This is a genomic window from Brevundimonas sp. (assembly GCF_965227765.1).
GTDB lineage: Bacteria > Pseudomonadota > Alphaproteobacteria > Caulobacterales > Caulobacteraceae > Brevundimonas.
On sequence record NZ_OZ245778.1, the window covers coordinates 259860 to 280221 of the forward strand.

Below are 20362 nucleotides of genomic sequence, written 5' to 3' on the forward strand. Positions count from 1 at the left end.
TCTAGGGCAGGGGGACCAGCCGCCACATCCGCAAGGGGTGGCGCACGGTTCCGGCCTCTGCCCCGGCTGAGGCGCCCCGGCCCATGTAGTAGTCGGCCCGCACCGGCCCCCGGATGGCCGAGCCCGTGTCCAGGGCCACGACCAGTCCGCGATAGCTGGCGTGCGCGCCGCGCAGGTTGCCGCCGTCGGCGTCGATCCAGACCAGATCGCCATAGTTCCAGCTGGCCGGATCGACCGCGATCGCGTGACGCGGCGTCAGGGGCACGCCTGCGGCGCCGGCCGGATGACCGCCGTCGTCGGCCTGAAGATCAAAGAAGATGTAGCGCGGGTTCAGCGCCGTGATCTGGCGCGCCTCACGCCCGCGGTGCGACGCCAGCCAGGCGCGGATCGCCTCGCCGGAGGTGCCGTTCTGGGGGAGCAGACCCTGTTCGGCCATGGGGCGAGCGATGCCGGTGAAGGGCCGGCCATTGTCGGCGGCATAGGCGGCGCGGGCCGTCGAGCCGTCGTCGAAGGTCAGATAGCCCGAACCCTGGATCTGCAGAAAGAACAGGTCCTCGGCCTTCATCCAGGCCAGGACAGGGGCGGACGGACTGCCCGCGGCTGCTGCGGCCTCGATGGCGGCGCGGTCGGCATAGGGGCCGGTCGATCCGTCGGGCCGGCGCTGAACCACGCCCGCCGAGGTCCGCTCCAGATCGAGAGGCCGCGCCAGAACCGGCATGTCGAACAGGTCGTCGCGCGCGTGCCGCGCCTCGTACTCGGGCGCGAAATAGGAGGTCAGCAGGCCGACGCTGCCCTGGTCATTGCCCTGGGCGACGACACGGAAACCGGTTTCGAAGAAGAGCTTGGCCGCGCCAGGCAGGACGGGGCGCGAGGTGCGTTTCAGGTCCATGGCCCGGTCGCACTGGCGTTTGGCGGCGGGATCGCGGGCGACCTGGCAACCCTGAGCGTAGGCTTCGAAGGCGGCGAGGTGATCCTCCTGGGCCCATCCGGCCAGGCTGGCGGGACTGTCGAGGGCGGCAGGGGCGGTCGCGCCGGGCTCTCCCGGCGGCGGGGTGACGATGGCGGGCACCAGCACCGGGCCGGATGACGGCCCCGTCTGCGGCGTCATGGTCGAACAGGCCGCCAGCAGGGCGAGGCCCGCGAGAGCGGCGAGGCGCTTGGCCAGTGTCACGGACCGCCGCGACCGACGCATCAGGCGCTGGCCGCCTCGACCCGGGCCAGGACCCAGTTGGGATCGGCGGCGCCCAGAACCCGTTCAAAGGTCCAGTGTTCGGCGGTGCGACGTTCCTCGATCCGGGGCTCGGACGCATCCTCGCCGCCCGCCGGGATGATCCGGCTGCGCAGTTCGGACAGGAACCGCACCTTGGCGATGGCGCGGTCGCCCTCGGCGGTGGCGCTTTCCAGATCGGCGCGCGGGGCGTGCAGGAACTCGACCAACTCGGTCTCGCCACGCGTTTCGCGCGCTGCGATGCCGGTCTCGAACGAGCTCATCACGGCAGGCGCCAGGAGCGGCGTCAGGGCGGCGCGGTCACCGGCGGCGTAGCCCCGCACGATGGTCTCATAGGCCTGGCGCGCGCCTTCGAGGAATTTCGTCGGGTCGAAGGCCGGATCCCGCGTCTTCAGACCGGCGATGGCGGCCAGGGTCACCGGGTCGATGGCCGGACGCTGCAGGGCAGGGGCCTCGCCCGCGGGCAGGGCGGCGGGCTTGTTGTCCGCAGGCTGGCGGCCGACCCGCTTGCCCAGGACGTTGTAGAAGTAGAACAGCACCACGGCGGCGATGATGGCGAAGATCACGATCTGGAACTGGACCGGCACTGGGGCATCCTGACTGCGTCGGTGCGGGCTCAGGGGCTGAACCGGCGTCTCGACGGACGATTAGGTGCTGATATAGGCGGTTGCAAGTCGCCGCGCACCCCGCAGCCCGTCGCCGCAAGGCCGCGACATTGCCGCACCGCCCCACGCCGTGGTAGTCGCCGCGCCTTCCGGGACGCGTCCGTCCCCTTCACTTTTCCACGGCCCGACCATGACCGACGTCACGCCCCCCGCCGACACCAACGCCCCTGCCGATGGCCAGAACCCGGCGGCTGAAGGCCCCGGCGGCTTCCGCATCCTGGCCCAGTTCGTCCGCGACCTGTCCTTCGAGAACCCCAAGGCGCCGGAAAGCCTGCGCATCGAGGGCAAGCCGGCCATCGACCTGGGCGTCGAACTGGCCGCCCAGGGCCGTCCGGACGGCCTGTTCGAAGTCGACCTGAAACTGTCGATCAAGGCCTCGACCGACGCCACCGCCGTCTTCCATGTCGAACTGGTCTATGGCGGCCTGTTCCAGCTGAACAATGTCGCCCCGCAGGACATCGAGCCGATGCTGCTGATCGAATGCCCGCGCTACCTCTTCCCGTTCGCCCGCCAGGTCGTGGCCAGCGCCACCGCAGATGGCGGCTTCTACCCGCCCTTCATGCTGGACCCGATCGACTTCGCCGGCATCTATGTCGCCCGCCAGCAACAGATCGCCGCCGGTCCGAAAGACACCGGTCAGGCCTGATTCCCTGGGCCGCTTCGCGGCCGCGCATCCTGCGCGAAGTGCGCTAACGCTCGGCTCGCGGAGCCTCGCTGCTTGAGCGCAGGATGCTTAGAGCGCTACCGCTCGCGACGCGGTCGCTCGCTGCTTGAGCGCAAGACGCCATGGAAATCCTCCTCCGTGGGGGGAGGTGTCACGGCGCGGCTTCGCGCTGTGACGGAGGGGGCGGACGCCAAATCAGTCGTGGGGGACTAGGCCTCGCCCTGAACGGCAGGCGCAACACCATAGGCCGTCCACAGGGACTGGTCCTTCAGGATACCGGCCAGGAAGGCCAGGTGCCGCTCGCGCTCGGCCTCGGTCGAGCGGGGCGCCAGGGGATGGGGCCGTGGGCGATGACCGCCCGCCGCCGCAAAGGCCGCCGCCTGTTCCGCGCCGCGCCGGCTGGTCAGGTCCAGCACCCGCTCCTTGCCGCCGCGCAGCTCCAGATAGACCTCGGCCAGCAGGCGGGCGTCGATCAGGGCGCCGTGGAAGGACCGGTCGGCCAGGGACACCTTGAACCGCTTGCACAGGGCGTCCAGCGAGTTGGGCATGCCTGGAAACCGCTTCTGCGCCAGCTGAAGCGTGTCGATCCAGCGCGTCTCTTCGAGCAGCACATGGCCGCAACCCTTGCATTCGAAGTCGATGAAGTTGCGGTCGAACTGGGCGTTGTGGGCGATGACCGGGGCGTCGCCGATGAATTCCATCAGGTCGTGGACGATGGCCGCAAACTTCGGCGCGTCCTTCACCTTATCGTCCGTGATGCCGTGCACGCGTGTCGCATCCGGCGGAATCAGCCGTTCCGGATTGACGAAGCGGTGAAAGGTCCGCCCGGTCGGCAGCAGATCGTGAATCTCGATGCAGCCGACCTCGATCAGCCGGTCGCCCGTCTTGGGATCGAAGCCGGTTGTTTCGGTGTCGAGGACGATTTCGCGAGCCATAACCTCTTAATGGCGAGGTTCGGCCTCGGGCGAAAGACTCGCCCTGCGTCCCGCCCAGTCTGGGCTGAGGACAGTTTCGACGATGGCCTCGACCTGCGCCCGCGCCGCGTCCAGCCCCCGGCCCGTATCCACGAGGAAATCGGCGCGGCGGCGTTTCTCTACATCCGGCGTCTGGCGTTCCAGGATGGCTTCGAACCGCTCGACCGTCATGCCGGGCCGGGCCAGAACCCGCTGACGCTGGATTTCGGGGTCGGCGGTGACCACCACCACGGCGTCCATGGTCGCCTCGCCCCCGGTTTCGAACAGCAGGGGAATGTCCAGGACGGCCAGCCTGACGCCGCGCGCCTCGGCCTGCGCCAAATCCTGCATCCGCCCGTGCGCCACCAGAGGATGGACGATAGCCTCCAGCCGCCTGAAGGCTGTGTCGTCGCGACCCAGGGCCTGGGCAAGTCGGGTCCGGTCCACGGCTCCGTCGATCACCACGCCGGGAAAGGCCGCGTCGATGGGCTGCACCGCCGCGCCGCCCGCGCCATAGAGACGGTGCACGGCCTCGTCGGCGTTCCAAACCACCGCGCCCAGATCGGCGAACATGGTCGAAGTGGTCGACTTGCCCATGCCGATGGAGCCTGTCAGGCCCAACAGGATCACGCCGTCTGCTCCAGTTTGGCCAGGACCAGGGAGCGCACGTCGATGTCGGGCGCCTCAATGCCAAAGATGGCTTGGAACGACGGCCGCGCCTGACCGATCAGCATGGCCAGACCATCCACGGTCGTCAGGCCCAGCGCCTTCGCCGCCGCCAGCAGGGGCGTGACGAGGGGTTTGTAGGTCATGTCCATGACCACCGTCCCCGGCTCCAGCAGGCCCACGTCCAGATCGGGCCTGACGCTCAGCGCATTGACCACCAGGACCGCGTCGCCGAACGCCTCAGGGGTCTGGCTGACGATGACCGAGGCGCCGACGTCGGCGGCAAGACGTTCCGCCCGTTCCGTCGAGCGGTTGACGATCCGCACGGCAGCCCCGGCTCCGGCCAGGGCCCCCGCCGCCGCCCTTGCGGCGCCGCCGGCGCCCAGGATGACGACCGCCTGGCCGTGGACGTCCAGATCCGGCGCCTGTTCCTGCAGCGCCAGCATCAGGCCCAAGCCATCGGTGCTGTCGGCGGTGATCTGTCCGTCCTCGAACACCAGCAGATTGGCCGAGCTGACCAGTCTCGCCGCCGCCGAGGCCTGATCCGCCGCCGCGAAAGCCTGTTCCTTGTAGGGGGCCGTGACGTTCAGCCCGCGCAGTTCGCCCGCCCGGCCCCGCGCCAGAAGGGCGGCGAAGGCCTCGGGGCTATCCGGCCCGTGGCGCCCATAGGTCGCGTTGAGCCCCGCCGCCGCTATCCAGGCGCCGTGGATCACCGGGCTGAGCGAATGGTCGATCGGGAAGCCGGCGACGCCGCCGACGATCGTTGCGCCGCTCGGCCTCATGTCAGGATCACTCCGGCCCGACGCAGCTCCGCCAGCACCGACCACAGGGGCAGGCCCAGCACGGTGAAATAGTCGCCGTCCACAGCCTCGAACAGCTGCGCCCCCATGCCCTCCAGCCGATAGGAGCCGACACAGGCCAGAAGCCCCTCGCCCTCGGCCTTCAGATAGGCGTCGAGGAAGGCGTCGGAATAGTCGCGCATCCGCATCCGGGCGGTCCCGACCCCGGACCAGACCACCGTCCCCTTATAGGCCAGGGCGGCGCCGGAATGGAGTTCGTGGGTCTTGCCCCGCATGGAGATCAAGCGCGTGCGCGCCTCGTCCAGCGACCCGGCCTTGGACACCAGGCCCCCGTCGAAGGCCAGGGTCTGATCGGCGCCCAGGACCCAGGCGTCGGGATCGCGCCGCGACACCGCCAGGGCCTTGGCCGAGGCCAGTTCGACGGCCAACTCGTCGGGACGGGCGCCCTTCAGCGCAGTCTTGATCGCATCCTCGTCGACGCCCGCGTCCTCCAGCCCGAACACCAGGCCAGCATCGGTCAGCATCTGACGCCGCGCAGCGCTACGCGAGGCCAGGACCAGTCGCTCCACGCCCGTCGTCTCCACCGATCCGGTCACCAGGGCGCTCCCAGGCTGCGGGTTCGGCGTTCGCTCAACAGGTTGACGATGGCCGCCGCCGTCTCCTCGACCGAGCGCCGCGTCACATCGATGGTCGGCCAGCCGCGTCGTTCGAAGGCCCGGCGCGCCTTGACCGTTTCCTCGCGCACCGCCTCATGATCGACATAGGCGGAAGACTGGTCTGCGTTCAGCCCATCCAGGCGGTTGCGGCGGATCTGGATCAGCCGGTCTGGGGACACAGTCAGACCGACGACCAGCGGATTCTTCAGCCCGACCAGCCGTTCGCCGTCCTCCTGGCCCGGCACCAGGGGCACATTGGCCGCCCGTATGCCCCGGTGCGCCAGATAGATGCAGGTCGGGGTCTTTGAGGTTCGCGACACGCCGCACAGCACCACATCAGCGCCTTCCAACTGTTCCGCCGTGCCTTGGCCGTCGTCATGGGCCATGGCGTAGTCCAGGGCGCTCATGCGATTGAAATAGTCGTGGTCCAGCGCGTGCTGGGCGCCGACCCGCGTCGACAGGGCCGCGCCCAGATAGCGGGACAAGGCGCCGACCAGAGGGTCCAGCGCCCCGATCTGGGGCAGGTCCAGGCGACGGCAACCCTCTTCCAACTGGGCCCGAAGCTCCCGGTCGACCAGGGTGTGCAAAACCACGCCAGGCGCCGCGCCCGCCTCTTCCAGCACCCGTTCCATCTGTTTGGATGAGCGGACCAGGGCATAGATATGTTCGATCGGGATCACGCCGTCGAAACGGGCCGTCACCGCCTTGGCCATGGCGTTCAGGGTCTCGCCCGTGGAATCCGACACCAGGTGGACATGGAAATAGGTGGCGAGACGGGCTGGCTTCATCGGGCTCATCGGCAAATCCCGTCTGTCTGTTGCGGTCGGTGGGCCGGAGTGACGCCGGATGGGGAGAAACTGCGCATGGCGCTGCGGATTCCTGTGGATCGGCCAGGGCGCCGACTGGGCGCCGACGGGGGCGCCGAGCGCGTCGCCTGGGCGCCGATCTCTATAGCGAGACGGTGTGCGCCGGGCGAGTGGGGATCAGGTCGGACATTTCGGCCAAAGGCGCCCTGCCGCTCCCCAGGCGGAAAGGCCCGCCCGACATCCATGTGGAAAGGGTTAATGAAACGTAAACGACACACGGGTTCATCCAACCCTCCGCCCCGCGCCTGGCCCCGCCCGTTAAGGCCTGATTAAGATTTATCCCCGGTATCGACAGGTCTTTCCCGGCCCGACCGGATGCTTAACGGGAGACAGGGATAAGCCGCCGAAAACCCCGTCTGCCGGGCGATTCATACCCGTCGTCCCCGGCCCTACCTCCTACCTCCATCCTTTTTCTATTCTTGATCAGGATAAGGAGTGGGCGCCGGGGTTGAGGCCAGGGCACGGCCCCCGTAAACCCCGGTCATGAGCAATCTCTCGCCGATCAAGCCTTCGCTGCTCCGTGTCCTTGAGGACCGGACCTCCGCTCGTGAACTGGGCCGTCCCCCGGTCTGGTTCATGCGTCAGGCGGGGCGGTATCTGCCTGAATATCGCAAGCTGCGGGCCGAAGCGCCGGACTTCATCGCCTTCTGCCTGAACCCGGAGATGGCCGCCGAGGCCACGCTTCAGCCGATGCGCCGGTTCGGTTTTGACGCCGCCATCGTCTTCGCAGACATCCTGCTGATCCCGCGCGCCCTGGGCCAGGACGTGTGGTTCGAGACGGGGGAGGGGCCTCGCCTGGGCGAGCTTCCCGCTGTGGGTCGAATGGCGGAACTGGCCGATGGAGCCGGCGAGTATCTGAGCCAGGTCGGTGAGACCCTGTCGATCGTGCGCTCCAAGCTTGAACCTGAGCGCGCCTTGATCGGGTTTGCCGGCGCCCCCTGGACCGTGGCCACCTATATGCTGGACGGGCATCACAACACGATCGGCAAGGGCGAGCGCGCCACGGCCCGCACCTACGCCTATTCCGACCCGGACAAGGTGGATGCGGTGCTGGACGTGCTGGTCGAGTCGACCGCGCGGTATCTGAAGATGCAGGCCGACGCCGGCGCCCAGGTTCTGAAGATCTTCGAGAGCTGGGCCGAGGGCCTGCCCGACGATCTGTTCGAACGCCTGGTCATGCGCCCGCACAAGGCCCTGATCGCCCGGACGCGAGAACTGGGCGTCACCGTGCCCATCATCGGCTTCCCGCGCGGCTCGGCCATCCACGCCGAACGCTACGCCGCGGACATCGAGGTTCAGGCCATAGCGCTGGACACCGCCTGTCCTCTGGCGACCGGCCGGGCTGTGCAGAAGATCAAGCCGATCCAGGGCGCGCTCGACCCGCTTCTGCTGCGCGCCGGCGGCAAGGCGCTGGACGCCCGTGTCGATCAGATGATGGAGGCCTGGTCCGACGGGCCGTGGATCTTCAACCTGGGCCACGGCATCCTGCCCGATGTGCCGATCGACCACGTCGAGCAGGTGCTGAAACGGCTGGGCGCCCAGTAATGGTCGAACGGGCGGGATCATCGACGGGCGGACGCCGGGTGGCGGTGGTCCTGTTCAACCTGGGCGGTCCCGACGACGCCGCCTCGGTCAAACCCTTCCTGTTCAACCTGTTCAACGACCCGGCCATCATCGGCCTGCCTGGTCTGCTGCGCACGGCGGTGGCCCGGCTGATCTCATCGCGCCGCGAAAAGCCGGCCCAGGCCAACTATGCGATGATGGACGCCGGCGGCGGCTCGCCCCTGCTGGCCGAGACCCGGCGCCAGTCGGCGGCGCTGGAGGCCCGTTTGGGCCAGGTCCTGCCGGGCGACGAGGTCCGCACCTTCATCTGCATGCGCTACTGGCATCCGATGACGGCCGAGGTCGCCGCCGACGTGACGGTCTGGGGGCCGGACGAGGTGGTGCTGCTGCCCCTCTATCCCCAGTTCTCGACCACCACGACCCAGTCCTCGCTCAAGGCCTGGAACGCCGCCTACGCCGGGTCTGGCCGATCGCGCACCGTCTGCTGCTATCCTGAGGCCAAGGGCTGGATCGAGGCTCAGGTGGAAAGCATCCAGGCGGCCATGCTCAAGGCTGAAGGCCAACCAGTGCGCGTCCTGTTTTCCGCCCACGGCATCCCCGAGAAGCTGGTCGCCCAGGGTGATCCCTATCAGGAGCAGGTCGAGACCACGGTCGCCGCCATCGTGTCCCGGCTGGGCGGCGTCGACCACCAGATCTGCTACCAGAGCCGGGTCGGGCCGATGAAATGGCTGGGCCCCTCGACGCCCGAGGCCCTGACCCAGGCCGGTCAGGACGGCGTCGGCGCCATCGTCGTGCCCGTGGCCTTCGTTTCCGAACATATCGAGACCCTGGTCGAGCTGGATATCGAGTACGGCGAACTGGCCCACGGCCTGGGTGTCGCCCCCTATATCCGCACCCCGACGGTCAGCCTGTCCCAGCCCTTCATCGATACCCTGGCGGATGCGGTGGTCGAGGTCGTGGCTCGCCCGTCGGCCGGTCCCGTCGTGGCCCCTTGTGGTCAGGGTTGCCGCAACCGCTGGGCGGCCTGTCCCTATCAGCAAGAGCGCCCCTATCAGCCGGAGATGGCCGCATGAACGCCTATGATCTGGCGCGAGGCCTGCACATCCTGGCCGTGATCGCCTGGATGGCGGGCTTGCTGTTCCTGCCGCGGCTCTACGCCTACGACGCCGAACAGCAGGCCAAGCCCGAGCCGCTGAAGTCCGAGATGCAGGCCCTGCTGCGGACCTGGCAGACCCGTCTGCTGCGCATCATCCTCAACCCCGCCATGATCCTGGCCTTCGTCTTCGGCTTCTGGCTGATCCATCTGGATGTCCAGATGCGTGGCTGGGCCTTTCTCGCCGAGCCCTGGATGGTCGCCAAGCTGATCGGCGTCTTCCTGCTGGCCGGCTGGCACGGTTTCCTGGCCGCAGAGCGCAGGAAGATCGCCGCCGGGACCTCGACCCGAACCGGCAAGTTCTGGCGCATGACCAACGAGATCCCCTTCGTCCTGGCCATCATCATGGTGCTGTCGGTCACGACCGAGTGGACGTTCGGCTGACCGTCTCCTCCCCGTCGCGCTGGCGATGGGGAGGTGGCGCGGCCTGGCTTTAGGCCGAGACGGAGGGGGCGACCGGGTCTGTAGGGGAAGGGCCGGGGTGCTGCTCCTGCCGCCGTTTCGCCCCCCAGTGTCGCCCCCCAGTGTCGCCCCCTCCGTCTCGTCGGCCAAGGGGCCTCCGAGCCACCTCCCCATGCTGCGCACGGGGAGGAGACACGCGCGGCGAGCGATAGCGCCAGAACAAGGCTCCGCTTGACCTGAACGCCCGTTCCGTGGTTTCGCTGGCGGCGAGGCGTGATCCGTCACGCTGCCCTTCTCTTGCGACGACCAGCGCGCTGAGCCTTCCAGGCCGCCGTCGGACCCGCCGCCCTCCCTCCGGCCGAAAGGCCAGACGTTTTACCCCTAGCCCACCGCTTGCGCCGATCGGCGTCGGCGTGCGGCCGAGTGCACGACCATGACCGATATCCGCGACACCGATTCCACCGCTCCCGAAGCCGAAGCGCTCGAGGGCGAGAACGCCGACCAGGCCTCGTCCGAGGCGAACGAAACCTCTGCCGAAGAAGCCGCCGCCACCGACGCCCAGATCGAGGCCTCGGAACTGGCTGACGAGGAAGACGGCGAATCCGTCGTCCCGTCCGGCCGCATCACGCTTCAGGAACTGAACGACAAGACGCCGGTCGAACTGGTCGCCTTCGCCGAACAGCTGGAGATCGAGAACGCGTCCAACCTGCGCAAGCAGGACCTGCTGTTCGCCATCCTCAAGGCCCTGGCCGACGAGGAGGTCGAGATCATCGCCGACGGCGTGCTGGAAATGCTGCCCGACGGCTTCGGCTTCCTGCGCAGCCCGGGCGCAAATTACCTGCCGGGTCCGGACGATATCTATGTCTCGCCCTCGCAGATCCGCCGCTTTGGCCTGCGCTCGGGCGACACGGTCCACGGCGCCGTGCGCGGCCCGCGTGAAGGCGAGCGCTACTTCGCCCTGTTGAAGGTCGACACGATCAATTTCGAGGACCCCGAACTGGTCTCGACCAAGGTCCTGTTCGACAACCTGACCCCGCTCTATCCGGATGAGCGGCTGCACATGGAAATCCAGGATCCGACGCTGAAGGATCGCTCGGGCCGGGTCATCGACATCGTCGCCCCGCTCGGCAAGGGCCAGCGCTGCCTGATCGTCGCCCCGCCGCGGGTCGGTAAGACGGTGATGCTGCAGAACATCGCCAAGTCGATCGAGAAGAACCACCCCGAGGTCGTCCTGATCGTCCTGTTGATCGACGAACGCCCCGAAGAAGTCACCGACATGCAGCGCACGGTGAAGGGCGAGGTCGTGGCCTCGACCTTCGACGAGCCCGCAACCCGTCACGTCGCCGTCGCCGAGATGGTCATCGAAAAGGCCAAGCGCCTGGTCGAGCACAAGAAGGACGTCGTCATCCTGCTGGACTCGGTCACCCGTCTGGGCCGCGCCTACAACGCCACCGTCCCGTCGTCGGGCAAGGTCCTGACCGGCGGTGTCGACGCCAACGCCCTGCAACGGCCCAAGCGCTTCTTCGGCGCCGCGCGGAACGTGGAACAGGGCGGGAGCCTGACCATCATCGCCACCGCCCTGATCGACACCGGCAGCCGCATGGACGAGGTCATCTTCGAAGAGTTCAAGGGCACGGGTAACTCGGAAATCGTGCTGGACCGCAAGGTCGCCGACAAGCGCATCTTCCCGGCCATCGACGTGCTGAAGTCCGGCACCCGCAAGGAAGAGCTGATCACGCCCAAGGATCAGCTGACGAAGACCTATGTCCTGCGGCGCATCCTGAACCCCATGGGACCTCAGGACGCCATCGAGTTCCTGCTCGACAAGCTGCGCCAGTCCAAGAACAACTCGGACTTCTTCCAGTCGATGAACACCTGATCGTCCCCGCCTTCGCGGGGATGACAAATGAAGGGGGCGGGCCATGCGGTCCGCCCCTTTTGCGTTCAGGGGATGATGACCGTCGAGCCCGTCGTGCCTCGGCTTTCCAGGGCCTCATGCGCCTGACGGATATCGTCCAGGGCGAAGGTCTGGCCGATGTCGATCCGGATCTGGCCCGAGCCGATCATGTCGAACAGGGCGGCGGCGCTGGCGTCGAGTTCCTCGGTCGTCGCCACATAGTCGAACAGGGTGGGGCGGGTGACATAGAGCGAGCCGCCGCGCGACAGTCTGAGCGGATCAAGCGGCGGTACAGGGCCTGAGGCGTTGCCGAACAGCACCAGCATCCCGCGCCGCGCCAGGCTGGCCAGCGAGGATTCGAACGTCGCCGCTCCGACCGAGTCATAGGCGACCGCGACGCCGGCGCCGTCAGTGATCGCCTTGACCCGCGCCGCCACGTCCTCGCGATCATAGAGGATGACATGATCGCAGCCGTTGGCCCGCGCCAGTTCGGCCTTGGCCTCCGACCCGACCGTGCCGATCACAGTCGCGCCGATGGCCTTGGCCCACTGGGACAGGATCTGGCCGACGCCTCCGGCGGCCGCATGAAGCAGGATGACCTGGTCCTGTTTCACGTGAAACGTTCGCCTAACGAGGTATTCCGAAGTCATGCCTTTGAGCATCACGGCAGCGGCCGTCTTCAACGGCACTGATTGGGGCACATGGACGGCCTGCGTCTCGTTGACGACATGAGCCTCGGCATAGGCGCCGATCGGACCGCTAGCGTAGGCGACGCAATCGCCGACCTTGAAGCGGCGGACGCCCTCTCCGACCGCTTCGACGATCCCGGCCGCCTCCATTCCGAGGCCACTGGGGTAGGGCAGGGGATAGAGGCCGGTGCGGTGATAGACGTCGATGAAGTTCAGCCCGATAGCCTCATGCCGTACGCGGACCTGGCCGGGGCCAGGCTCGGGCCTTTCGACCTCCACCACCTCCATGACCTCAGGCCCGCCTGGGCCGGCGATCCGAACCGCACGCATCAGACGCCCGTCCGTTGCGAAGAGTTTTGGCCAGGGATCATGACGGGGTTCCTTTGGGTTACGCGTTCAGCCTATGAACACTCACCACAGGTCGGAGCGCCCCCATGAAAGTCAACATCACGATCGAGTGCGAACCGGCCGAGGCCCGCGCCTTTCTGGGCCTGCCCAATGTCGAGCCGCTCAACGACCACCTGGTCGCCGAGATGAAGACCCGCATGGACGCCAACATCTCGGCCATGCAGCCCGAGGAGCTGATGAAGTCCTGGGCCAGTTTCGGCATGCAGGCGCAGGACCAGTTTCGCCAGCTGATGCAGGCGGCGACCAGCACTGTGGCGAAGCCCTGATCGCCTCCGCCCGTGACTGACACCATCTTCGCCCTCGCCACGCCTGCCGGCCGGGGCGCCATCGCCATCATCCGCCTGTCGGGTCCGAGGACAGACGCCGCCCTGGCCGACCTGGGCGCGGGTGGTCTCAAGCCCCGACTGGCCTCGGTCCGGACCCTGACCCACGCCGGCGTCGCCATAGACCAGGCCCTGGTGCTCCGCTTCCCGGGACCGGCCAGCTATACCGGCGAGGACTGCGCCGAACTGCATCTGCATGGCGGCCGCGCAGTGGTCGAGGCGGCGTCGTCCGCCCTGATCGCCCTGGGCCTGCGACCCGCCGAAGCCGGGGAGTTCACCCGCCGCGCCTTCGAGAACGGCCGCATGGACCTGGCCCAGGCCGAGGCGGTCGCCGACCTGATCGACGCCGAGACGGCCGCCCAGGCCGGGCAGGCGCTGGGACAGCTGGACGGCGCCCTGAGCCAGACCTATGCGGGCTTCCGCCTCGACCTGCTCAAGGCCCTTGCCCTGGTCGAGGCCGAGATCGACTTTCCCGACGAGGAGATCCCCGACAACCTGGCCCGGACCGCCGGCCCAGTTCTGGACGGACTGATCGCCGACCTGGAGGCCGCCTTGGCCGACGCGGATCGTGGCCGTCGGGTGCGGGAAGGCTATCGCATCGTCCTGATCGGCGAGACCAACGCCGGCAAGTCATCCCTGTTCAACGCTCTTGTTTCACGTGAAGCAGCCATCGTGACCCCCATCGCTGGCACGACCCGCGACGTGCTCGACGCCGAGCTGGTCATCGGCGGATACGCCGTCACCCTGTCCGACACGGCGGGCCTGCGCGACAGCGATGACGTGGTCGAGGCCGAAGGCGTCCGACGCGCCCGCGCCCGCGCCGAGGCCGCCGACCTCAGAATCTGGGTCCGCGCGCCCGGCGACCCGGACGGCGCCGCCGCCGATTTCGCTCGGCCCGAGGACCTGCTGGTCCTGACCAAGGCCGACCTGGGTGTGGAGGCGCCGCCGTCGGACCGACCCGCCGTCGTCGTCAGCACCACGACCGGCGAGGGCATGGGCGCTCTGCATGACTGGATCGCTGAGCGCCTGGCCCGCGACCTGTCGGGCGCCGACTTCCCCGCTGTGACCCGAGAGCGCCACCGCCGTCGTCTGACCGAGGCCCTGACCGCCGTGGGCGCCGGCCGCCGCGCATTGGACATCGCGCCGGAACTCGCCGGCGACGACCTGCGTCGGGCCGCCGACGCCCTGGCCCGCGTCACCGGCGCCATCGGGGTGGAGGACATTCTTGGCGAAGTCTTCTCCAGCTTTTGCATCGGCAAGTAGTCACGTCTTCTCTCCCGTCACCGACCCGGCGGCGGGAGAGAAGACGCGCTAGCCATGGCGTTTTCGGCCCATTTCGCCTATGTCCTCGCGATGTCTTCCCCCCATTCCTTCGACGTCATCGTCATCGGCGGCGGCCATGCCGGCTGCGAGGCTGCGGCCGCTTCGGCGCGCACCGGCGCCCGCACCCTGCTGCTGACCCAGAAGCTGGAAACCATCGGCGAGATGAGCTGCAACCCGGCCATCGGCGGGCTGGGCAAGGGCCATTTGGTGCGCGAGATCGACGCCCTGGATGGGCTGATGGGGCGGCTGGGCGACGTCTCGGGCATCCAGTTTCGGCTGCTGAACCGTTCAAAGGGCGCCGCCGTCCAGGGGCCGCGCAGCCAGATCGACCGCCGCCTCTACCGCGAGGCCATGCAGGCTGAGCTGGCCCAGACGCTGAACCTGACCCTGGTGGCGGGCACGGCCGAAAGCCTGATCCGGGACGAAGACGGCCAGCGCATCGTCGGGGTCGTCACCGGGGAGGGGGGGGAGATCCGCGCCGCCGCCGTCGTGCTGACGACCGGCACCTTCCTGAACGGCGTCATCCATCGCGGCGACGAGCGGACGCCTGCGGGCCGGGTCGGTGACGAACCCTCCATCGGTCTGGCCGCCGACCTCTATGGCGCGGGCCTGATGATGGGCCGGCTCAAGACCGGCACGCCGCCGCGCCTGGACGGGCGGACCATCGCCTGGGACCGGTTGGAGATGCAGGCGGCGGACGAGCAGCCGGCGCCCTTCAGCTTCCTGACCGACCGGATCGACGTGCCCCAGATCGCCTGCGGCATCACCCATACGTCCCAGGCCACCCACGACATCATCGCCGCCAACCTGGGCGAGAGCGCCGTCTATGGCGGGCATCTGTCGGGCCGCGGGCCGCGCTACTGCCCCTCCATCGAGGACAAGGTGGTGCGGTTCGCCGACAAGACCTCTCACCAGGTCTTCCTGGAACCCGAGGGTCTGGATGATCCATCCGTCTATCCCAACGGGGTCTCGACCTCGGTCGCGCCGGCGACCCAGCTGGCATTCCTGCGCACCATGCCGGGGCTGGAGCAGGTCGAGGTCCTGCGCTTCGGGTACGCCATCGAATACGACTACGTCGATCCGCGCGAGTTGACCCCGGCCCTGGAGGTCAAGCGTCTGCCGGGTCTCTATCTGGCCGGCCAGATCAATGGCACGACCGGGTATGAAGAGGCCGGCGCTCAAGGGTTGATTGCGGGCCTGAACGCGGCGCGCTCGGCTTCCGGAGCCCCGCAAATCGTGCTGGGGCGGGACCAGGCCTATATCGGCGTCATGATCGACGATCTGGTCACACGCGGTGTGACCGAGCCATACCGGATGTTCACCAGCCGGGCCGAGTACCGGTTGACGCTTCGGGCCGACAACGCCGATCAACGATTGACGCCGCTCGGCGTGGAGGTCGGGGTAGTCGGCGCCGCACGCCGTGACGCCTTTGCGGCCAAGTCGATCCAGCTGGCCGAAGCGGCGGCCTTTGCAAGGGACACTCGGTTCACGCCCAAGGAGGCGCAAGCCTTTGGGATTTCGGTCAATGCCGATGGCCAGCGCCGCTCGGTGCGTGACCTGCTCGGCTATCCGGAGGTGACCCTGGACAACTTCATCACAGCCTATCCGCAGATCGCCGGCTGGAGCCTGGCCGTACGCGAACAGGTCCAGATCGACGCGGGCTATGCCGGATACCTGGATCGTCAGGCGGCGGACGCTGTGGCCTTGAAGCGTGAGGAGGGGCTGAAGTTGCCCGGTGAGCTGGATTACGCCGCCATCGGCGGGCTTTCGAATGAACTGCGCGAGAAGCTCGGGCTGATCCGGCCCCTGACGCTGGGCCAGGCGGGCCGCATCGAGGGCATGACCCCGGGCGCCCTGACCGCCCTTCTGTCCCACGTGAAAAAGACGCCCAAGGGCGCGGCGGTGGCCGCCTGATGTCGCCTGCCTCGACGACAGCCGCCCTGATGACCGCCGATGATTTCCAGGCCCTGACCGGAGCCTGGCCCGAGCGGATGGCCGACCTGGAAATCTTCCGAGAGCTTCTGGTCGAGACCAATGCGGTCATGAACCTGGTGGGCCCTGACAGTCTGCCGGACTTCTGGAACCGCCACGTCTTCGATTCGTCCCAGTTGCTGGACCTCGCGCCCGAGGCCAAGACATGGGCCGACCTCGGGGCAGGGGCGGGGTTTCCCGGCGTTGTCCTGGCGATCCTGCTGAAGGGCCGCGCCGACGCCCACGTGCATCTGGTCGATTCGCTGCAGAAGCGCTGCCGGTTCCTGCAGTCCGTGGTCGATGAGTTGAATCTGCCGGCGACCGTGGTCTGGGGCCGGGCCGAGGAACAGGCGATCAAGGTCGATGTCGTGACGGCTCGCGCCGTGGCGCCGCTCGAGAAATTGCTCGGTTATGCACAGCCCTATATGGCGCGCGGTGCACAAGGTCTCTTTCTCAAGGGAGAGAAGGCCGAAGCCGAGTTGCAGGAGGCAGCCAAGGTCTGGCATTTCAAGGCGGACCTCTCCGTGTCCCGCAGCGATCCGCGTGGACGGATCGTGACTGTAAGGACCCTTCACCGTGGCCGCTAACCGATCCGCTCCCAAGCCTACGCGCGTCCTCGCCGTGTCGAACCAGAAGGGCGGGGTGGGCAAGACGACGACCGCGATCAACCTGGGCACCGCCCTGGCAGCCATCGGCGAGAAGGTGCTGATCGTGGACATGGACCCTCAGGGCAATGCCTCCACGGGTCTGGGTGTTCCACGTGAAACACGCCGGATCACCATCTACGACGTGGTCGTGGATGGGCGCTCGATCAATGATGCTGCGGTGAAGACCGCAGTCCCGGGCCTCGATATCGTCCCCGCCGACGCAGATATGTCAGGTGTGGAGATCGAGCTCAGCCAGGCCGATCGTCGCTCTTTCCGACTTCGGGACGCCCTGGCAAGCCATGGCGAGGCAGGTCAGACCCGGTATGACTATGTCCTGATCGACTGCCCGCCTTCGCTGAACCTCTTGACGCTCAACGCCATGTCAGCCGCCGATGGGGTGCTGGTGCCACTTCAATGCGAGTTCTTCGCCCTGGAGGGCCTCAGCCAGTTGATGAAGACTATCGAGATGGTGCGTCAGTCGCTGAATCCATCTCTGGAGATCCAGGGTCTGGTCCTGACCATGTACGATCGCCGCAACGCCCTGTCGGGTCAGGTGGCGGCGGACGTGAGGTCCCACTTCGGCGACAAGGTCTATGACGCCGTGATCCCGCGGAACGTCCGGGTGTCGGAGGCGCCGTCGTTCGGCAAGCCGGTGCTGATCTATGATCTGAAATGCACGGGCAGTCAGGCCTATCTGCGACTGGCCAAGGAGGTGGTCGGTCGTGAACGCCGTCGCCGCCAGCAACTGGCCGCCTGAATCTCTATCGTCCCGCCAGGATCGCTTCCCGGCCGTCTGAAGAACAAGAAACGGAAATCCAACGCGTGTCTGAACGTCAAAGAGGATTGGGCCGCGGCCTTTCGGCCCTGCTGGGCGAGCCGGTCGCAGAGGCGGTCGCCGTTACCGGCGGCGGCGGTACGCCCCTGCCCAACGGCGTGCTGATGGCGCCGATCGAGAGCCTGAAGCCCAATCCGGATCAGCCGCGCAAGATCTTCACCCGCGAGGATCTGGACGAACTGACTGTCTCGATCCGCGATCGCGGCGTGCTCCAGCCCATCCTGGTCCGCGCCCAGCCGGGTGAGGACGGGGTCTGGCAGATCATCGCCGGCGAGCGCCGCTGGCGCGCTTCACAGGCCGCGCGCCTGACGCAAGTGCCGATCGTCATCCGAGAGATGGACGACGTCGAGGTGCTGGAAGTCGCCATCATCGAGAACGTCCAGCGCGCCGACCTCAACCCGCTGGAAGAGGCCGACGCCTATCGCGCCCTGATGGAGCGGTTCGGCCGCACCCAGGACGCCGTCGCCGGCGTCGTCGGCAAGAGCCGAAGCCACGTCGCCAACACCCTGCGCCTGCTGCAACTGCCGGAAGAGGTTCTGGCCTATGTGCGTGAGGGCAAGCTGAGCGCCGGTCATGCGCGCGCCCTGATCACGGCCCCGAACGCCGGCGATCTGGCGGCCCAGGCCTACCGCGACGGCCTGAACGTGCGCCAGGTCGAGGCCCTGGCCCGCAAGGCTCAGGCTGGCGATACGCCCAAGCCTGCGTCCACCCGGTCGTCTTCCACACCCTCCGCCGACACCGCGGCGCTGGAACAGGATCTGGCCGACGCCCTGGGCCTGAAGGTGTCTGTGGCGGACAAGGGCGGTAAGGGCGAACTGACCCTGTCCTATGCCTCGCTGGAGCAGTTGGACGACCTTTGTCGTCGTCTGATGCGCTCCTGATCGCCAACCTGTGCTAGGGTGGGGACATGAACGATACGCCCGACACTCCCGCCTCAGAAACTGCTGCCGAAGCCCTGAAACGCGTACTCGCCGCCAAGAAGGCGGGGAGCGGCGGCGGCGGCACGGCCTTCAAGCCCGGTCAGCATCCGGAAAAAGCCGTCAACGCCAAGAACACGGCCATGGCCAAGCCCGCCTTCCGCAAGGCGTCCAAGCGGGGCTAGGCCTCTAGAGCCCCAGTCGTCGCGCGCGGGCGGCGATTTCCAGCAGCAGCCTTTCGGCGATCAGGGCCTCGGGCATTCCCGTGGTCTTGGTCGCCACATCGGCGACATTGACGCTGTCCTGAACGATATCGAGGTCCTCCAGCCGCCAGGACCGGGCCTGGCGCAGCATTTCGGCCTCCTGCTTCCAGAACACCCCGGCGGACTTGGCGGCCTCCTTGGCTCCGGCCCCCGCACCCTGCAAGACATTGATCCGTCGGAGTTTTCCCAGATGGATCGACGCTTGGCGCACGGCCATGACCGCGCTCTCGCCCTCGGCCAGGGCGCGGCGCAGGCCGGCCTGGGACGGGGCAGGGCGACCGCCGAAGGCCTGTAGCGCCGCATCCTGCAGGGAGGCGTCGGGTTCGACGCCCAGATGCGCCTCCAGCTCCTCGACATCGATGGTGCGCCCCGAGCCCGGCCCGACATAGAGGACCAGGCGCTCGATCTCCTGGCGCATCAGGCCCCGCTCGCGCGGCAGGCGTGACACGAACCGCTCCAGGGCGTCGGAGGTCAACCCGACCTTGTCGGCGCCCAGGGCCTCGCGCGTCATCCGGGCCACGTCGCCCGTTTCGTCCTCATAGCAGGCGATGCTGGCGGCGGCCTTTGAGGCTTCCGCGGCCTTCCTCAGCGCCGAATCCCGGCCCAGGGCGCCCGCCTCGACCACCAGCATGGCGTCGGGGTTGAAACCGCCATCGGCGTGGGTCTTCAAGGCGGCGGCCAGCATCTTGTCGACCGAGGCCTTTTCCCCGCCCAGCCGGACGCGCACCAGGCGACGCCCGCCGATCATGCTCAGCGCTGTCAGGGCCTCTTCCAGCCGCGCCTCGTCGCCGTCGATGTCCGTATCGGTCAGGACGGTGACGTTGAAGGGGTCGTTGAGGTCGGGGGTGATGGCCTTGCACAGGACCGTGGCGCGCTCGGCGACGCCGGACCGGTCCTTGCCGTGGATGACCACGGCGCGGATGGCCGGATCGGGTCGGGCCAGGAAGCGATCGACGTCGGGCCGTTTGGCCAGGATCATGGGTCTAGCGCCCCGATAGGGCGCGCAGGATGTCGATGCGGATCAGGCGCGACAGCTCGGCGGCGGCGCGTTCCTCGCCGTCCTGTTGGGCGGCGATGGCGGCATAGGGCTGGTCGGCGGCGGCATAGGTCAGTGTGGCCGTCTCGACGCCGGACAGGGGCTCGCCGCCGCTCAGGGACACAAGGGTCCATGCGGCGCGCACGGTCAGCTGATAGCGGGTGGCGGTGTCGTCGATCCGGCGGCCCAGCGGGATGCGGTCCTGCTCGACCTGGGTCTCCAGCCGATAGAGGGGCGGCTGGCCGGGGCTGCGGCCAAAGGCGTCCTCAAGCTGTTCGCGCAGGCGATAACCCAGCCGGTCGTCGGGCGTGGAGACCGCGATGCGCGACAGCACCGGCGATCCGCCGACATCGCCGTACAGGGGCGTGAATCCGCACGCCGACACCAGCGTCGCCGCCGTGATAGCGAGAACGGCGGCGACGACACGCACCCCGCGC

General features: G+C 68.2%; 22 protein-coding genes. 12 read left to right on the top strand and 10 right to left on the bottom strand.

All coding sequences use genetic code 11. From position 1 onward, the window contains the following. Nucleotide 1: 1 nt before the first annotated feature. Nucleotides 2-1171, bottom strand: a complete 1170-nt coding sequence (locus ACO05L_RS01240) for an MltA domain-containing protein (RefSeq protein ID WP_421730365.1) — start codon at nucleotides 1169-1171, stop codon at nucleotides 2-4. A 20-nt stretch (nucleotides 1172-1191) separates the two neighbouring features. Continuing rightward, complete coding sequence (gene timA, locus ACO05L_RS01245; protein WP_421730366.1) at nucleotides 1192-1815, bottom strand: TIM44-related membrane protein TimA; 624 nt, start codon at nucleotides 1813-1815, stop codon at nucleotides 1192-1194. Nucleotides 1816-2023: 208 nt separating this feature from the next. Between timA and secB the strand changes: the two genes are divergently transcribed. Further along, nucleotides 2024-2539, top strand: coding sequence for a protein-export chaperone SecB (secB, locus tag ACO05L_RS01250; protein ID WP_421730367.1), 516 nt, complete (start codon nucleotides 2024-2026; stop codon nucleotides 2537-2539). A 227-nt stretch (nucleotides 2540-2766) separates the two neighbouring features. Here secB and dnaQ read toward each other — a convergent pair whose 3' ends face one another. Genes dnaQ through ACO05L_RS01275 form a run of 5 tightly spaced genes read right to left on the bottom strand, consistent with a single transcriptional unit; the run spans nucleotide 2767 to nucleotide 6429 of the window. Beyond that, entirely contained in the window at nucleotides 2767-3492 is a 726-nt protein-coding gene (gene dnaQ / locus ACO05L_RS01255) for a DNA polymerase III subunit epsilon (protein ID WP_421730368.1), read from the bottom strand. A 6-nt stretch (nucleotides 3493-3498) separates the two neighbouring features. Further along, on the bottom strand, nucleotides 3499-4140 hold the full coding sequence (gene coaE, locus ACO05L_RS01260) for a dephospho-CoA kinase (protein WP_421730369.1): 642 nt from the start codon (nucleotides 4138-4140) through the stop codon (nucleotides 3499-3501). After that, on the bottom strand, nucleotides 4137-4958 hold the full coding sequence (locus ACO05L_RS01265) for a shikimate dehydrogenase family protein (protein WP_421730370.1): 822 nt from the start codon (nucleotides 4956-4958) through the stop codon (nucleotides 4137-4139). The genes coaE and ACO05L_RS01265 overlap by 4 nt, the downstream gene beginning before the upstream one ends. After that, the gene (locus tag ACO05L_RS01270) at nucleotides 4955-5572 is read right to left on the bottom strand and encodes a Maf family protein (protein WP_421730371.1); all 618 of its coding nucleotides are present in this window, start codon (nucleotides 5570-5572) and stop codon (nucleotides 4955-4957) included. The genes ACO05L_RS01265 and ACO05L_RS01270 overlap by 4 nt, the downstream gene beginning before the upstream one ends. After that, nucleotides 5569-6429 carry a pyruvate, water dikinase regulatory protein gene (locus ACO05L_RS01275; RefSeq protein ID WP_421730372.1) on the bottom strand — a complete coding sequence of 287 codons (861 nt, stop codon included), beginning with the start codon at nucleotides 6427-6429 and terminating at the stop codon, nucleotides 5569-5571. Before ACO05L_RS01275 ends, ACO05L_RS01270 begins: the two co-directional genes overlap by 4 nt. A gap of 552 nt (nucleotides 6430-6981) precedes the next feature. Between ACO05L_RS01275 and hemE the strand changes: the two genes are divergently transcribed. The 4 genes from hemE to rho all read left to right on the top strand — a co-directional run bounded on the left by hemE (nucleotide 6982) and on the right by rho (nucleotide 11495). Beyond that, entirely contained in the window at nucleotides 6982-8043 is a 1062-nt protein-coding gene (gene hemE / locus ACO05L_RS01280; RefSeq protein WP_421730373.1) for a uroporphyrinogen decarboxylase, read from the top strand. Further along, entirely contained in the window at nucleotides 8043-9134 is a 1092-nt protein-coding gene (hemH, locus tag ACO05L_RS01285) for a ferrochelatase (RefSeq protein WP_421730374.1), read from the top strand. Before hemE ends, hemH begins: the two co-directional genes overlap by 1 nt. Then, nucleotides 9131-9598 carry a CopD family protein gene (locus ACO05L_RS01290; protein WP_421730375.1) on the top strand — a complete coding sequence of 156 codons (468 nt, stop codon included), beginning with the start codon at nucleotides 9131-9133 and terminating at the stop codon, nucleotides 9596-9598. Before hemH ends, ACO05L_RS01290 begins: the two co-directional genes overlap by 4 nt. A 451-nt stretch (nucleotides 9599-10049) precedes the next feature. Then, nucleotides 10050-11495 (top strand): transcription termination factor Rho, encoded by a 1446-nt coding sequence (rho, locus tag ACO05L_RS01295; RefSeq protein WP_421730376.1) that lies wholly within the window; start codon nucleotides 10050-10052, stop codon nucleotides 11493-11495. Between the two features lie 65 nt (nucleotides 11496-11560). Here the strand turns inward: rho and ACO05L_RS01300 are convergent, their stop codons facing one another. Next, nucleotides 11561-12532 carry a quinone oxidoreductase family protein gene (locus ACO05L_RS01300; RefSeq protein WP_421730377.1) on the bottom strand — a complete coding sequence of 324 codons (972 nt, stop codon included), beginning with the start codon at nucleotides 12530-12532 and terminating at the stop codon, nucleotides 11561-11563. Between the two features lie 104 nt (nucleotides 12533-12636). Here ACO05L_RS01300 and ACO05L_RS01305 point away from each other — a divergent pair, with 104 nt between their 5' ends. The 7 genes from ACO05L_RS01305 to ACO05L_RS01335 all read left to right on the top strand — a co-directional run bounded on the left by ACO05L_RS01305 (nucleotide 12637) and on the right by ACO05L_RS01335 (nucleotide 18811). Then, nucleotides 12637-12876, top strand: coding sequence for a DUF6489 family protein (locus ACO05L_RS01305; protein ID WP_421730378.1), 240 nt, complete (start codon nucleotides 12637-12639; stop codon nucleotides 12874-12876). 12 nt (nucleotides 12877-12888) lie between these two features. Beyond that, complete coding sequence (mnmE, locus tag ACO05L_RS01310; protein ID WP_421730379.1) at nucleotides 12889-14196, top strand: tRNA uridine-5-carboxymethylaminomethyl(34) synthesis GTPase MnmE; 1308 nt, start codon at nucleotides 12889-12891, stop codon at nucleotides 14194-14196. 54 nt (nucleotides 14197-14250) lie between these two features. Beyond that, entirely contained in the window at nucleotides 14251-16170 is a 1920-nt protein-coding gene (gene mnmG / locus ACO05L_RS01315; RefSeq protein WP_421730380.1) for a tRNA uridine-5-carboxymethylaminomethyl(34) synthesis enzyme MnmG, read from the top strand. Next, nucleotides 16170-16814, top strand: a complete 645-nt coding sequence (gene rsmG / locus ACO05L_RS01320) for a 16S rRNA (guanine(527)-N(7))-methyltransferase RsmG (RefSeq protein ID WP_421730381.1) — start codon at nucleotides 16170-16172, stop codon at nucleotides 16812-16814. Before mnmG ends, rsmG begins: the two co-directional genes overlap by 1 nt. Further along, the gene (locus ACO05L_RS01325; protein WP_421730382.1) at nucleotides 16804-17631 is read left to right on the top strand and encodes a ParA family protein; all 828 of its coding nucleotides are present in this window, start codon (nucleotides 16804-16806) and stop codon (nucleotides 17629-17631) included. The genes rsmG and ACO05L_RS01325 overlap by 11 nt, the downstream gene beginning before the upstream one ends. 65 nt (nucleotides 17632-17696) lie before the next feature. Continuing rightward, on the top strand, nucleotides 17697-18590 hold the full coding sequence (locus ACO05L_RS01330) for a ParB/RepB/Spo0J family partition protein (protein WP_421730383.1): 894 nt from the start codon (nucleotides 17697-17699) through the stop codon (nucleotides 18588-18590). Between the two features lie 26 nt (nucleotides 18591-18616). Continuing rightward, nucleotides 18617-18811, top strand: a complete 195-nt coding sequence (locus ACO05L_RS01335) for a hypothetical protein (protein ID WP_421730384.1) — start codon at nucleotides 18617-18619, stop codon at nucleotides 18809-18811. Nucleotides 18812-18815: 4 nt separating this feature from the next. Here ACO05L_RS01335 and holA read toward each other — a convergent pair whose 3' ends face one another. Both holA and lptE read right to left on the bottom strand, forming a co-directional pair. Further along, complete coding sequence (gene holA, locus ACO05L_RS01340; protein ID WP_421730385.1) at nucleotides 18816-19868, bottom strand: DNA polymerase III subunit delta; 1053 nt, start codon at nucleotides 19866-19868, stop codon at nucleotides 18816-18818. Between the two features lie 4 nt (nucleotides 19869-19872). Further along, a complete protein-coding gene (gene lptE, locus ACO05L_RS01345; RefSeq protein WP_421730386.1) occupies nucleotides 19873-20355 on the bottom strand; it encodes an LPS assembly lipoprotein LptE in 483 nt (160 codons plus the stop codon). Between the last annotated feature and the right edge of the window lie 7 nt (nucleotides 20356-20362).